The following is a 14,268-nucleotide window of genomic DNA, read 5'->3' on the forward strand; positions in this document are numbered from 1 at the left end:
GGCGCGCCTGCCCTTACGGGGGCCCGTACGGGAACACCTCTTGCCCTTACGGGAACCCTGCCCCTACGAGGGCCCGTAAGGGCAAACCCTGCCCCTACGGGATCCCGTACGCGAAACGCCCCCACACCCCTACGGGCTCCCGCACGAGAAACGAATCCCCCACACCCCTACGGGAACCCCGTACGAGAACGACCCCGGCCCTGCCGCCCGCCCCCCCCACACACACAGCAAAAGGGACGCCCGCAGGCGCCCCTCCACCGATCCACCGCTCCGGCGGCCGACCGACCGCCGTTACCCGAGCAACCGCTCCAGCACGACCGCGATCCCGTCCTCCTCGTTGGAGGCGGTGACCTCGTCCGCCACGGCCTTCAGCTCCGTGTGCGCGTTGGCCATCGCGACGCCGTGGGCCGCCCACCCGAACATGGGGATGTCGTTGGGCATGTCGCCGAAGGCGATGGTCTGCGCGGCGGAGATCCCCAGCCGGCGGGCGGCTATGGACAGCCCGGTGGCCTTCGTCAGGCCCAGCGGGAGCAACTCCACGATCCCGGGCCCGGCCATCGTCACGCCCACCAGGTCCCCGGCGACCGCCCGCGCCGCCGAGGCCAGCGCGTCGTCGTCGAGTTCCGGGTGCTGGAGGTAGAGCTTGTTGATCGGGGCCGCCCACAGTTCGGACGGGTCCTGGACCAGGTTGTTGGGCAGCGGGCCTTCCTGCATGCGATAGCCGGGCCCTATCAGCACGTCGCCCTGCAACCCGTCCTGGCTGGCGGCCAGGTACACCGGGCCGACCTCCGCCTCGATCTTGGACAGGGCCAGCCCGGCGAGCTGCCGGTCCAGCGTCACGGAGGTCAGCAGCCGGTGCTCACCCGCGTGGTAGACCTGCGAGCCCTGCCCGCACACCGCCAGGCCCCGGTAGTCCAGGGCGTCCAGGATGTGCCGGGTCCAGGGCACCGCCCGACCGGTGACGACGATGTGTGCCGCGCCCGCCGCGGTGGCCGCGGCGAGCGCGTCCCGGGTGCGCTGCGAGACGGTGTGGTCCTCGCGCAGCAGCGTGCCGTCGAGGTCGGTCGCGACGAGCTTGTACGGGAGAGGGCTCACTTGGTGACGGGCTCCAGGATCTCCCGGCCGCCCAGGTAGGGGCGCAGGATCTCGGGGACGCGCACCGAACCGTCGGGGAGCTGGTGGTTCTCGAAGATCGCCACGATGGTGCGGGGCACCGCGCACAGCGTGCCGTTGAGCGTCGAGAGCGGCTGGACGCGCTGCTTGCCGTCCACGGTCTCGCGCATCCGGACGGACAGCCGCCGGGCCTGGAACGAGTCGCAGTTCGAGGCGCTGGTCAGCTCGCGGTACTTGCCCTGGGTGGGGATCCACGCCTCGCAGTCGTACTTGCGCGAGGCCGAGGCGCCCAGGTCGCCCGAGGCCACGTCGATGACCTGGAACGGCAGCTCCAAGGCCGACAGCCACTGCTTCTCCCAGGCCAGCAGGCGCTGGTGCTCGGCCTCGGCGTCCTCCGGCGCGACGAAGGAGAACATCTCGACCTTGTCGAACTGGTGCACCCGGAAGATGCCGCGGGTGTCCTTGCCGTACGTGCCCGCCTCGCGGCGGAAGCACGGCGAGAAGCCGGCGTAGCGCAGCGGCAGCCGGTCCGCGTCGATGATCTCGTCCATGTGGTACGCGGCGAGGGGGACCTCGGAGGTGCCGACGAGGTAGTAGTCGTCCTTCTCCAGGTGGTACACGTTCTCGGCGGCCTGGCCGAGGAAGCCGGTGCCCTCCATGGCGTGCGGGCGCACCAGCGCCGGCGTCAGCATGGGGGTGAATCCCGCCTCGGTGGCCTGCGCGATGGCCGCGTTGACCAGCGCGAGCTCCAGGAGAGCGCCGACGCCGGTGAGGTAGTAGAAGCGCGAGCCGGAGACCTTGGCGCCGCGCTCGACGTCGATGGCGCCGAGCAGCTCGCCGATCTCCAGGTGGTCCTTGGGCTCGAAGCCCTCGGCGGCGAAGTCGCGCGGGGCGCCGATCGTCTCCAGGACGGTGAAGTCCTCCTCGCCGCCCACGGGGACGTCGGGGTGGACGAGGTTGCCGAACCTGCGCAGCAGCGCCTGGGTCTCTTCCTTGGCCTCGTCCTGCTCGGCGTCGGCCGCCTTGACCGCGGCGGACAGCTCGCCGGCCTTCTTCAGCAGCTCGGCCTTCTCCTCGCCGGCGGCCTTGGGGATGAGCTTGCCGAGCGCCTTCTGCTCGGCACGCAGCTCGTCGAAGCGGACGCTGGAGGCCCTGCGCCGCTCGTCGGCGGAGAGCAGCGCGTCGACGAGCGCGACGTCCTCTCCACGGGCACGCTGAGAGGCGCGCACACGGTCGGGGTCCTCACGGAGCAGGCGAAGGTCAATCACCCCACCAGGCTACCGGGGCCCGGCGGGGACGCTCGACGTTATATTGCTCCGGTCGGCGCTTTGCCCGGTTTGGGATATTTTGGCGCTGTTTGGCGATGCGGGAAAAGGAGCACCGGACGGCTGGAAGTGCGTCAAGGGAATTCGCGCGCAATCCCCGGTATGGGGGCATTCGCGGCGATCGAGCTGACGGGGCGTCGGTGTGCGGCCTTGCGGGGTCGGGGAGTTGGCGGCGGTGGACGCCGGCGGAGTTGTCCACAGGTCTGGGTGTGGCGGGGAATTTATCCACAGCCTGTGTGTGGGATCTGTGGAAGTCGGAGCGCAAAGTTCCGTTTTTTGGAAGGTGAACCATGGAATCTGTCTCCAAACCTCCCTTCCGCGCTCTTTCGAGGAGGATTACCTCCCCCTAAAGGGTTGATCGTGCCCTTTGAGCTGACGTGGCGCGGTCGAATGTGTGAAAGGGCTCTGTGGAAGAACGACGGATCGGTAGAGCCACTTGTCGACTCGGCCGGGGGTCGCACGGAGCCCGCAAGTCGACTTGTCCCCAGGTCGAGAAGGGGAGCTGTGGATAACTTTGTGGATATCCACGGGAGTCACTTCCGTCTCTCCCACCCCACGGAACATGCGGCGCTCCATCATCTTGTGCGACGTGACGACTGTTGGTACCGGGCCGGGGGCGTGCGGCCCTCCGGGGTTTCCGGTGACGGCGTTTCCGTTGGCGGCGTTTCCGGTGACGACGGCACGTTGGTCGCCGCGTTCGCCGGGGCCCCTTGGAGTCGGGCGCCGTGCCCCCGCTCCCTTACGGCGAGACCCCGCTCGTCCGTCCCCTCACACCCGCCGGTCACGCCCCGCCGGTCACGGCTGCCGCGCCCCGCCGGTCACGGCTGCCGCGCCCGGCCTCCGGGGCTGCGCCTCACACCCGGCCGTCCAGGCACCGCGTCAGCCAGTCGGACGCCTCCGTGAAGGCCGCGTCCGTGGTGTCCGGCCGGACGTCGGCCGCCACCTTGTCGGCCCGCGGGTAGGACCCCAGGAACCGCACCTCGCGGCAGACCCGCTTCAGGCCCATCAGGACCTCGCCGACCCGGCGGTCGGTGACGTGCCCCTCGCAGTCCACCGAGAAGCAGTAGCGGCCGATGCCCTCGCCGGTCGGCCGCGACTCGATGCGCATCATGCTGACCCCGCGGGCCGTGTACTCCTGGAGGAGCTCCAGCAGCGCACCCGGATGGTCCTCGCGCAGCCACAGCACGACGGAGGTCTTGTCCGCGCCGGTCCGGGCCGCCGGCCGGGCCGGGCGGCCGACGAGGACGAAGCGGGTGGTGGCGTTGTTCGCGTCGTGGATGTCGGTGACCAGCGGCTCCAGCCCGTACGTCGCCGCTGCGAACTCCCCGGCGAACGCGCCGTCGTAGCGGCCCTCCTGCACCAGCCGGGCGCCGTCCGCGTTGGAGGCGGCCGATTCCCAGACGGCGTCCGGGAGGTGCCGGGCCAGCCACTTGCGGACCTGCGGCTGCGCGACCGGGTGCCCGGTGACGGTCTTGACGTCCGACAGCGCGGTGCCGGGGCGCACGAGGAGCGCGAAGGCGATCGGCAGCAGCACCTCGCGGTAGATCGTCAGCGGTTCGCCGGTGGCCAGTTCGTCGATGGTGGTCGTCACGCCGCCCTCGACGGAGTTCTCGATCGGCACCAGCGCGCCGGCCGCCTCGCCCGCGCGCACCGCGTCCAGCGCGGCCGGGACGGAGACCATCGGGACGAGTTCCCGCGTGGCCGCCTCGGGCAGGGTGCGCAGCGCCGCCTCGGTGAACGTGCCCGCGGGACCGAGGTAGGTGTAACGACTGTCCGACATAGGCCGACTCCCTCGCGTACGTGCGGGGCACCCCGCGATCTCCCGTGCCCCGCAACGATACCGAGCCGCTCCCGCCGGCCCACAGACCGGGCGCGGGGGCGCGAACGGGGGTTCGGGCCCCTACGGGCGATGCCCGGTGCCCCTTACGGGCTGGGGCCGAACGGGTGCCAGGTGCCCTTACGGGCCGGGGGCGCGGACGGGTGCCAGGTGCCCTTACGGGCCGGGGGCGCGGACGGGTGCCAGGTGCCCTTACGGGCCGGGGGCGCGAACGGGTGCCCGGCGCCCCCTACGGGATCACCCTTCCAGTAGGGGCTGACCCACATAGCCATCAGGGGCCGCGGCCGGGGGCACCGCGTACAGGCCGCTCGCCTCGTGCCGCAGGAAGCGGGAGAGCGCGTCGCCGCGGTCCAGCTTGCGCTGCACCTGGGTGAAGGCCCGTAGGGGATCCGCCTGCCAGCAGATGAACAGCAGACCGGCGTCAGGGGCACCGTCCTCCCGGAAGCCGTCGTGGAAGGAGAAGGGGCGGCGCAGCATGGCGGCGCCCTGGTTGGAGGCGGGGGCCGCGATGCGGGCGTGCGCGTCGGCGGGGATGACCGGCAGCCCGTCGGACCCGTTCTTCCCCAGGTCCATCGGGGTGGTCTCATCGCCGCCGGTCAGCGGCGCGCCGTCCGCCTTGCGGCGGCCTATGACCCGCTCCTGTGTGCGCAGCGGCTGCTTCTCCCAGTCGTCCAGCAGCATCCGGATACGGCGGACGACGGCGTAGGAGCCGCCGCGCATCCACTCCTGCGGCGCGTCCCGGTCGACGAAGATCCGCTCCTTGAAGTCCGGGTCGGAGGGCTTGGGGTTGTTGGTGCCGTCCACCTGCCCCATCAGGTTGCGGGTGGTCATGGGGTGCGCGGTGGCGCCCGGCGAACGGTTGAAGCCGTTCATCTGCCAGCGCAGCCGCGCGGTGTCACCGGCGTCCTTCTGGATGGCGCGCAGCGCGTGGAAGGCGACCAGCGCGTCGTCGGCGCCGATCTGGACCCACAGGTCGCCGTTGCCGCGCTTGGGGTCCAGCGCGTCGGAGGAGAAGTCGGGGAGCGGGTCGAGCTGGACGGGGCGGTGCCGTTCCAGGCCCGTGCGGCCGAAGAAGCTGTGGCCGAAGCCGAAGGTGACGGAGAGGGAGGACGGACCGGCGTCCAGGGCCACGCCGGTGTCGGCGGTCCCGGCGCGCCCGGCCATCAGCTCCTCCGCCGTCCGCGACCAGCGGCGCAGCAGCGCGGCGGCGGCCTTGCGGCCGGCCCCCGGCGCCAGGTCGAACGCGACGAGGTGGCCGCACGCCTGCAACGGCGTGGTGATGCCCGCCTGGTGGGTGGCGCGCTCCTCGCGGAAGGCGACCTGGGTCGACCCCAGCGTGGACAGCGGGGCGGGCCCGTCGTCCTGCCCGACGGCGACCCCGAGGGCCGTCCCGCCCCCGCCGACGACCAGCCCGGTCGCGCCCGCGGCACCGATGGTGCCGAGCAGGCGGCGGCGGGAGACCTCCAGGACGGGGCTGCGGGCGGGCGCGGTTCCGCCGGTTGCGGGTGGGGTGTTTGTGGTGGGGGTGGCCGGGGGTTTGGGGGCGGGTGCGGGAGATCCCTTACGGGGCCCGGGGTCGGCGTTTCCCTTACGGGACTCGGGTCCGGGGTTGGGTCCGGGGTTCCCCTTAGGGGCCTTCGGATCGGCGTTGCCCTTAGGGGCCGCGGGGCCGGTTTTTCCCTTACGGGCTGCGGAGCCGCCGTCGGCGGTGTCGTGAACAGTCATCGTGGCGTCTTCGTGTCAGTCGATCGTGACGTTCTTGGTCTTGGTGACCTGGTCGATGTCGGAGGTCCGGACGAGCAGCGACAGCTGCCACTTACCGGCGACCGGCAGTTGCACGCCGCTCGCGCTCCAGTGGCCCACGCTGACGTGCTCGGGTACGACCGGGAGGGGGCCCAGCTTCTTGGACTCCAGGGTGAAGGACACCTTCACCTCGGGGACGTCCACCGCCCGCCCGGACGGATCGGCGACGCGCAGGTGCAGCTCGTTGGCGTTGCCGCTGCGGCCGGGATCCAGATCGATCCGGGCGGTGCCCTTGCCCTTGGGCCCACCGGTGTCGAACGGGATGGTCAGGACCAGCGGCTCGTTGGAACGGGAGGACTGGCCGGTCTGCGCGGCGCGCACGGCTTCTTCCGTGCGGGCCGGTTCGGTGGAGGTGAGCACGGTGGTCACGGCCAGCAGGACGACGGCGACCACCGCCTCCGCCAGAACCGAACGGCGCAGCCCGGAGCGTTCCGGGTCGGCGTCGCGGACCCGCTTGCGGCGGGCGCTCGCCAAGGCGGTGCGCTGCCGGGCGAGTTGCGCGGCCCGTTCGGGATCGGTGGTGCCGGTGTCCGCTGCCGGGGAGTCGGCACGGCGGGTATCCTCCGCTGCCGCGCCCTCGTCATCGTCCACGTCGTCGTCCGAGGCGTTGTCCGAGACGCCGTCCGACCGCACCCCCGAGGCGGACCCCGACGGCGTCCCGGAGCCCGGCCCGGAGTCGGCCCCGGCCGGGGGGCCGGGAACGGCCGCGGGCCCGGATCCGTCCCGCGGCTCGGGCAGAGCCCGTCCGGCCCGTACGGCAACCCCCGTAGGGGAACGCCGGCCCGACGCGTCCTCGACGCCCGCCCCGGAACCCGCGTCCGCCCCAGGAACCGCGTCCGCCCCGGAACCCGCGTCGGAAGCCGTCCCCGTGGCCACCCCGAGGGCGGCGGTCCGGGCCTCGGCCTCGGCCTTCGCCTCCAGGACCGCGACCGCCTCCGCCTCCGGCGCCGTGCGTTCCGCGATCCGCGCCGTCCAGCGCCGGGACATCCAGGCGATGCCCAGGAGCACCGCGATCAGACCGACCTTGAGCAGCAGCAGCCTCCCGTACGAGGTGTCCGTCAGCGCCTTCCACGAGCCGACCTGGCGCCAGGACTGGTAGACGCCGGTGGCGGCCAGGACCACGACCGAACCGAACGCGAGCCGGGAGAAGCGGCGTACGGAGGACCGTTCCACCGACGGCCCCCAGTAGAGGGAGACCAGGAGCGCGCACAGGCCGCCCAGCCACGTGGCCACGGCCAGCAGGTGGAGGACGTCGACGGGCATGGCGATGCCGGTCTGCAGACCGGTCGAGGCGTGCTCGGCCATCGCCCACGTGGCGGCGAGCCCGACGGCGAGCACCAGCCCGCCCACCCCGAGCCCGATACTCAGGTCCCGGCGCCGCTGCTCGTCCCCGGAGTCGGAGGCGGACGCGGAATCGGACGCGGAGTCGGTGCCGGCGGCAGCGGCAGGGCCGCCACCACCAGCCGACGAATCGGCCCCGGCCCCGTCCCCGTTGCCCCCGTCCCCGTTCTCCTCGACTCCCGCCACACCCAGCGTCCGCGCGTACGCCCCGAAGAGCACCGCCACGAACAGCGTGGCCGTGGCGAGCAGCAGCAGCCGGGAGAGCAGCGCGGCCCCCGGCTTTGTCTGGAGGACGGCGCCGAGCCCGCCGAAGTCGAAGACGTCACCGAGGCGGCCCGAACCGGTGTACGGCCCGCGCAGCAGCAGCATGGCGAGCGTCGCCCCGGTCAGCACCGCCCACCCCTGGACGACCAGGCGCCGCACGGCCCGCACGCGGGCGGCGGCCGGGCGGCACAGCAGGACGAACGCCCCGCCGCCCACCAGGAGCACGTATCCGGCGTAGGAGAGGTACCGGGCGATGCCGTACAGCGCGCCGACCACCCCGCCCCCGGCCTCCTGCTGGGGGACCGGGGCGCTGGTCTTGGACGGCGCGCCGATGGAGAAGGTGAAGGCGCCGGACACCGGGTGGCTGTCGGCGGAGACGGCCTGCCAGGCGACGGTGTAGGTGCCGTCGGGGAGCCCGGGCGGCAGTCCGGCGCCGTACTTCACGACGCCGCCGCTGCACAGGTCGCGGAGTTTGCCGCGGTCCACGCGCTTGCCCTGGGGGTCCAGGACGCGGATGGAGTCGTCGCCCATGGCGACGCCCTCGGAGAAGGTGAGGGCGACTTGTTCGGGCGCGCGGTCCACCACCGCCCCCTGTGCGGGGGTGCTCCCGGTCAGCGCGGCGTGCGCGGAGGCCGGGGCGGCGGTGCCCAGCAGCGCCGCGAGCAGGGCCGCGACCAGCACCAGCAGGCGCGGGACGGCGGACCGGCGGTCCCTTGGCGCGCGACCCGCTCCGGCGGCGCGGGGCACACCGGAGCCGTGGCCGGGTGAGCCGGACGCGGGCGCCGCCCCGCACGGGCGGGGGACGGTGATGGACATGGGTGGCGCCCCCTTACTTCTTCTTCGGGTCGAAGGTGCTCGCCTTGACCGGGATCTCGACCTTGACCGGCTTGGACGTGGCGAAGTGGAGCTCGACGGTGACCTTGTCGCCCTCGGCGGGCTTCTTCTTCAGGCCCATGAACATCAGGTGGTTGCCGCCGCTGGCCAGCTTCAGCTCACCGTTGGCCGGTATGTCGAGCGACTTCACCTCCTGCATCTTGTTGCCGACGGTCTCGTGGATGGTGACGTCGTCGGACAGGTCGCTGGTGACGGACGTGAGCTTGTCGGCGGTGTCCCCGGTGTTCTTGACGGTCATGAAGCCGGCTGCCATCGAGGAGATCGGCTGGGGCATGTACGCGTCGTCGACCTGGAGCTTCGGCGCGCTGTCGGAGGAGCCGCAGGCGGTCAGGGCCAGGCCGGTGGTCAGGGTGAGGGCGGCGGCGAGGAGAGCGGTACGGCGGTTCACGGGTTCTGCCCCTTGATGATCTTCGGAAGTGCGGTGGTGTAGTCGTCGGCGGTGGCGTCCTGCATCCCCATCCAGTGGATGCGGTCGTCCTTGGGGGAGGTCATCAGGACCTGCGCCCCGTGGGTGGAGACCACGTCGCCGTTCTTCTTCTTGACGGGCTTCTCGATCCCGATGTTCACGCTGCGCGCGCCGGCCTGGATCGTGTCGAACGAGCCGGTCAGGCCGACGTAGCGCTTGTCGATGCCGGCCAGCCACTTCTTCAGCGCGGCCGGGGTGTCGCGCTCCGGGTCGGAGGTCACGAACACGACGCGCAGGTCGTCCTGCTGCTCCTTGGGGAGCTGCTTCGCCGCCACGGCGATGTTCGCCATGGTGAGCGGGCAGACGTCCGGGCAGTGCGTGTAGCCGAAGTAGATCAGCGTCGGGTGGCCCTTGGTCTGCTCGATCAGGTCGTACTTCTTGCCGTCGGTGTCCGTCAGGACGAGGTCCGGCTTCTCCTTCGGCGTGTCGAGCGTGATGATCGATTTGGCGGGGCTGGCGGAGACGGACGCGACGGGCTTGTCGTCGTCACCGCCGCCGCAGGCGGTGAGGGTGACGGCGGCGGTCGCCGCCAGGGCCGCCGCGAGGACGTTCCGCGTCCGGGTACGGGCGCGCGAGGCCGCGCGCGGACGGGCGGGAGTGGTTCCGTTGGTGCTGGTAGTACGCATGAAGTGGTGTCCCGTGGTCTCGGAAGTCGGGTGCGGGGCCGGTGCCGGTCCGGTGCCGCGCCGCCGCCGGGTCGTTGCCGGTCCGGCGCCGACGGGCACCGGACCAGCATGGTCGGCGGGACGCGGGGCGGACCGGCCGGGTCCGGCCCGCCCGCGGATCAGGCGCGGCGGCGCCGTCCGGCGAGCACGCCGAACGCCACACCGAGGACGCCGACCACGATGCCGACGACGCCCAGGACGCGGGCCGTGGTGTCGGAGCCGTCCGCCGCCGCGGCCTCGGTCTTCTCGCCGTTCTTGGCGGCGTCGGCGCCGTGGCCGTCGGTCGTGGCGGCCACGAGCTTGAGCACCGGCGCCGGGTTGTCGGGCTCCTTCTGGCCCTCCTGCGCGGGCTCGATCCAGCGCACGACCTCCTTGTTGTCGTACGTCTGTAGGGCCTTGAAGACGATCTGGTCCGCGTCCTTGGGCAACTGGCCCACCGAGACCGGGAACTGCTGGAACTGGCCCGGCTCGATCTTGCCGCCGTCCGCCGTCCACGTGATCTTCGACGGGGCCTCGGTGACCTTCTCGCCGTGCATCTCGATCGGCTTGGCCAGCTTGGCCTTGGTGACCTCGACCTTCCAGCCGGGCACCGGCTGCGGCATGGCGGACGCGAGCGGGTGGTCGGTCGGCAGGGTGACCTCCAGCTTCACGGTGGAGGCGTTGTCCCGTTCGTTGGGGACCTTGAAGTTGATCGTCGCGTAGCCGCCCTGCTCGGCCTGGCCGGGCTGGACGCTGACGTGCGCCAGCGCCGGGGTGGCGAGCAGCAGCACGCTGCCGGCCGCGATGCCGCCCAGCACGGGCAGCCGTCGGACGAGCCGGTGGCGGGATGGGGCGGTGGTGCTCTGCGCGTCGGTGGTGCTCGGCGACACGGTGGTCTTCGACATGACGGAACGCTCCTCGGCGTACGGGTAGGTAGGGAGGAGGAAAGGGGGAGCGCGCCCCGATGGAGCGGGCAGGCAGACCGCGACCATGCGCCATCGAAGGCGAAGGCCGGCTCGTGGTCGTTCCCTTTCCGGACAGCTACGCGCGTGCGGCCACGACGCGAGCGTCCTCCCTCGTCACCGGCCGGTGGTCACCGGTCGCCGCGCGAGAAGGTCCACGTGTCGTCAGGCCGCCAGGGCCAGGGACGGGGGACCCCGCCGGACGACACTGTGCTGGAGGAGGAGTTCCTGCGGACGGGCTTGCTCATGGCCGTACGGGAACGGAGCGCGGGGAGTACCGTCGAGCGCGCCCACCAGTCCGGCGAGCAGCACGCGCAGCAGCGCGAGCGCCCCACGCAGCGCGCCCACCAGCGCCGTTACCGCTCGGGCAGCCGGTGCGGACAACCGCACCAACCGCCACAACGCGGCTTCGCCCCGCCGCAGCAGCCACCCGGCGGCCAGCGCCGCGAGGAGGTGGCCCAGCAGCATCGGGAGCGAGGGCAGCAGGCCGTGCATCGTGCTTGGTTCCACGTGAAACATGGCCGGATCGCTCGGTTTCACGTGAAACAACGCCGGGTCGATGACCGACGTGACGTGCCCGGCCGACTCCAGCACGCGGCGTGCCTCGGCTCCGTCCAACTGCCCCGCGCTCAGCCCGCAGGTGAGGTGCCGGGCGAGAGCGATCATCGCATCGTCGGACGTGCCCGCGGTGCCCTGCGGGCGCGGCGCGGCGTGCTGGCCCAACGAGAACAGGGCGTGCAACGCGACCTGGCCCACGGCCAGCGTCGCGGCGATGCCGGGCAGCGTCCGCTCCCGGCCGGCCAGGGGTGCCGCCACCGCGAACACCGCGGCGCATCCGACGCCCAGCGTCCACAGCGGCACGCCCGCGCAGGACCCGGCGATGTGCCCGGCCGCGGACAGCACGACGCAGACCGCGGTGAAGACCGCGGCCCGGAGCAGCCGCAGGTCTGCGGCGGCGCGTGGCTGGGATACGGACGGGGCAGTCATGGCCGCGCCATCATCCCACTGCGCCTGCCGGTCGCCTACGGCAGGGCGGCCCCGGCGGAGTACCGCAATCGACGGGGAGTGCGCCGGAGCGTGCGGACGAGCCGGTCACGGGAGGGACGGGTGGTTCCGGGCCCGGGCCAGGACCGGACCTTCGTGCGTGTCGTGCCGGCGCGTCGGCGAACCCCCTCGTCGACGTGTGGCGACGCCGTCCACCCCGCCACCCGCGCCGCCCCGCGGCGGCTCCACCACCCCCGCCGGACCACCTCAGCGGTACCTCCCGACCCGCACGCCCCGGGCCTATACACCCACACGCGGCACGGCGGCATCCGCCGAATGAGCGGAGTCACGTTTCACGCACGCTTACGGACCATGGTGCACGGCAATACGTATCGGTATGTCGAGCCGCGACCAGGAGGCTGGAGAGCGATGAGCATCTGGTGGTCCCTGCATCTGCGGCGCGAAGCCGCGAGCGTCCCGCTCGCCCGGCGGCTGCTGCTGGGAACGATGGAGACGGCGGGCATCGATCCCGACGTCTCGCACGACCTGTCGGTGGCGCTGTCCGAAGCGTGCGCGAACGCCGTCGAGCACGGCGGCGACCGGGCCGCGGAGGACTACCGCGTCACCGCGTTCATCAATGGCGACCGGTGCCGGATCGAGGTGGCCGATTCCGGACCGGGTTTCCAGGAGCGATCACGCGCCCCCGGGAGGAGCGGAAGGCCGGGAAGGAACACCCACCCGACCGAGCCCGCACCGCGTGCGCAGACGCCCGCCCCCGCCCCGGCTCCGGCCGAACACGGCAGGGGGCTTTTTCTGATCGAGGCACTCACCGACCACGTCCGCTACCGCAACCGCTCGGGACGACGCGGCGCGGTGGTCAGCTTCGACAAGATCCTCAAATGGCGCGAGGACGCGCCCCTCATGGCGTCCTGAACCATTACGGACGCGAACGCCCGGCGGCCGGTGCCCCTCGGAAGGGGCACCGGCCGCCGGGCTCACGAGCGCAGGAAGAGCGTCTCCGCTCAGGCCTCGCCTCCGATGAGGCGGCTCATCCACGCCTCGACGTCCTCGGAGCGGCGCGGCAGGGCGGCCGACAGGTTCCGGTTGCCGTCTTCGGTGACGAGGATGTCGTCCTCGATGCGGACGCCGATGCCGCGGTACTCCTCCGGCACCGTCAGGTCGTCCGCCTGGAAGTACAGGCCGGGCTCGACGGTCAGCACCATGCCGGGCTCCAGCGTGCCGTCGACGTAGGTGTCGGTGCGGGCCGCGGCGCAGTCGTGGACGTCCAGGCCGAGCATGTGGCCGGTGCCGTGCAGGGTCCAGCGGCGCTGCAGGCCCAGCTCCAGGACGCGCTCGACCGGGCCCTCCACCAGGCCCCACTCGACGAGCTTGGCGGCGAGGACGCGCTGCGAGGCGTCGTGGAAGTCGCGGAAGGCGGCGCCGGGCTTGACGGCCGCGATGCCCGCCTCCTGGGACTCGTACACGGCGTCGTAGATCTTGCGCTGGATGTCGGTGTAGCGGCCGTTGATCGGCAGCGTGCGGGTGACGTCCGCGGTGTAGAGGGTGTGCGTCTCGACGCCCGCGTCCAGGAGGAGCAGGTCGCCGGAGCGGACCGGGCCGTCGTTGCGGACCCAGTGCAGGGTGGTGGCGTGCGGGCCGGCGGCGCAGATGGAGCCGTAGCCGATGTCGTTGCCCTCGACGCGGGCGCGCAGGAAGAACGTGCCCTCGATGTAGCGCTCGCTGGTGGCCTCGGCCTTGTCCAGGACCTTCACGACGTCCTCGAAGCCGCGCACCGTCGAGTCGACGGCCTTCTGGAGCTCGCCGACCTCGAAGGCGTCCTTCACCAGGCGCGCCTCAGAGAGGTACACCCGCAGTTCTTCGTCGCGCTCCGCGGTGACCTTGTCGGTCAGCGCCGCCTCGATGCCGGCGTCGTGGCCGCGCACGACCCGGACCGGGCCGGTGGCCTCGCGGAGCTGGTCCGCCAGCTCGCGGACGTCGCGGCAGGGCACACCGAGCAGCGCCTCGGCCTCCGCCAGGCTGTGGCGGCGGCCGACCCACAGCTCGCCCATGCCGTTGAGCCAGAACTCGCCGTTCTCGCGGTTGGAGCGGGGCAGCCGGTAGATCGTGGCGTCGTGGCCGTCGGCGCCGTTCCCGCGGGGCTCCAGGACGAGGACGCTGTCGTCGGTCTGGTCACCGGTGAGGTAGACGTACTCGGTCGAGGCGCGGAAGGCGTACTCGGTGTCGTTGGAGCGGGTCTTCAGGTTGCCCGCGGGTATGACCAGGCGCTCGCCGGGGAAGCGGCGGGAGAGGGCCTCGCGGCGCCGGGCGGCGTTCGGGGCCTGCTCGATCGGCTCCAGGTCGCGCAGCTCGGTGTCGGCCCAGCCCTCCTTCATGTTGGCCGCGAGCTCGTCCGAGACGCCCAGGTAAAGGCCGTTCTTGCGCTGCTTGATCGGCTGCTCGTCGGTCTCCGGGGTCTCCGGCGTGAGCTCGTCGGTCACAATGCCTCCTTTTAAGACGGAACCGTTTCCATCGTATGTGCGAAAGGAAGCGGGTCCAGAGGGCCGAAGCTGTGACCTGACCGGCACTTTGGGCCGGGGGGAGAGGGGACGGCGCGATGAGCGGGGCGCGGCCGGGG

The 14,268-nt window shown here is 72.4% G+C and carries 11 protein-coding genes; 1 reads left to right on the plus strand and 10 read right to left on the minus strand.

From position 1 onward, the window contains the following. Positions 1-291: 291 nt before the first annotated feature. The 9 genes from ABZX96_RS09730 to ABZX96_RS09770 form a co-directional block, all read right to left on the minus strand. Entirely contained in the window at positions 292-1,095 is an 804-nt protein-coding gene (locus ABZX96_RS09730; protein ID WP_355540678.1) for an HAD family hydrolase, read from the minus strand. Beyond that, positions 1,092-2,381 (minus strand): serine--tRNA ligase, encoded by a 1,290-nt coding sequence (gene serS, locus ABZX96_RS09735; protein WP_355540680.1) that lies wholly within the window; start codon positions 2,379-2,381, stop codon positions 1,092-1,094. The genes ABZX96_RS09730 and serS overlap by 4 nt, the downstream gene beginning before the upstream one ends. Before the next feature lie 910 nt (positions 2,382-3,291). After that, entirely contained in the window at positions 3,292-4,218 is a 927-nt protein-coding gene (pheA, locus tag ABZX96_RS09740; protein ID WP_355540683.1) for a prephenate dehydratase, read from the minus strand. A 294-nt stretch (positions 4,219-4,512) separates the two neighbouring features. Beyond that, positions 4,513-6,000, minus strand: coding sequence for an iron uptake transporter deferrochelatase/peroxidase subunit (gene efeB, locus ABZX96_RS09745; RefSeq protein WP_355540686.1), 1,488 nt, complete (start codon positions 5,998-6,000; stop codon positions 4,513-4,515). A gap of 15 nt (positions 6,001-6,015) precedes the next feature. Further along, entirely contained in the window at positions 6,016-8,499 is a 2,484-nt protein-coding gene (locus ABZX96_RS09750; RefSeq protein ID WP_355540689.1) for a copper resistance protein CopC, read from the minus strand. 13 nt (positions 8,500-8,512) lie between these two features. Further along, positions 8,513-8,965, minus strand: a complete 453-nt coding sequence (locus ABZX96_RS09755) for a copper chaperone PCu(A)C (RefSeq protein ID WP_355540692.1) — start codon at positions 8,963-8,965, stop codon at positions 8,513-8,515. Next, the gene (locus ABZX96_RS09760) at positions 8,962-9,669 is read right to left on the minus strand and encodes an SCO family protein (protein WP_355540695.1); all 708 of its coding nucleotides are present in this window, start codon (positions 9,667-9,669) and stop codon (positions 8,962-8,964) included. The genes ABZX96_RS09755 and ABZX96_RS09760 overlap by 4 nt, the downstream gene beginning before the upstream one ends. A gap of 158 nt (positions 9,670-9,827) precedes the next feature. Beyond that, positions 9,828-10,592, minus strand: coding sequence for a YcnI family protein (locus ABZX96_RS09765; RefSeq protein ID WP_355540698.1), 765 nt, complete (start codon positions 10,590-10,592; stop codon positions 9,828-9,830). A 222-nt stretch (positions 10,593-10,814) separates the two neighbouring features. Next, on the minus strand, positions 10,815-11,636 hold the full coding sequence (locus ABZX96_RS09770) for a hypothetical protein (protein WP_355540701.1): 822 nt from the start codon (positions 11,634-11,636) through the stop codon (positions 10,815-10,817). Between the two features lie 426 nt (positions 11,637-12,062). On the opposite strand from ABZX96_RS09770, the gene ABZX96_RS09775 reads away from it, so the two are divergent. After that, positions 12,063-12,566 carry an ATP-binding protein gene (locus ABZX96_RS09775; protein ID WP_355540704.1) on the plus strand — a complete coding sequence of 168 codons (504 nt, stop codon included), beginning with the start codon at positions 12,063-12,065 and terminating at the stop codon, positions 12,564-12,566. 89 nt (positions 12,567-12,655) lie between these two features. On the opposite strand, the gene ABZX96_RS09780 is transcribed toward ABZX96_RS09775, so the two are convergent. After that, positions 12,656-14,131 carry an aminopeptidase P family protein gene (locus tag ABZX96_RS09780; RefSeq protein WP_355540707.1) on the minus strand — a complete coding sequence of 492 codons (1,476 nt, stop codon included), beginning with the start codon at positions 14,129-14,131 and terminating at the stop codon, positions 12,656-12,658. Positions 14,132-14,268 lie beyond the last annotated feature (137 nt).

The sequence above is a fragment of the Streptomyces sp. NPDC003077 genome, assembly GCF_040611095.1.
In the GTDB taxonomy this organism is placed as follows: domain Bacteria; phylum Actinomycetota; class Actinomycetes; order Streptomycetales; family Streptomycetaceae; genus Streptomyces.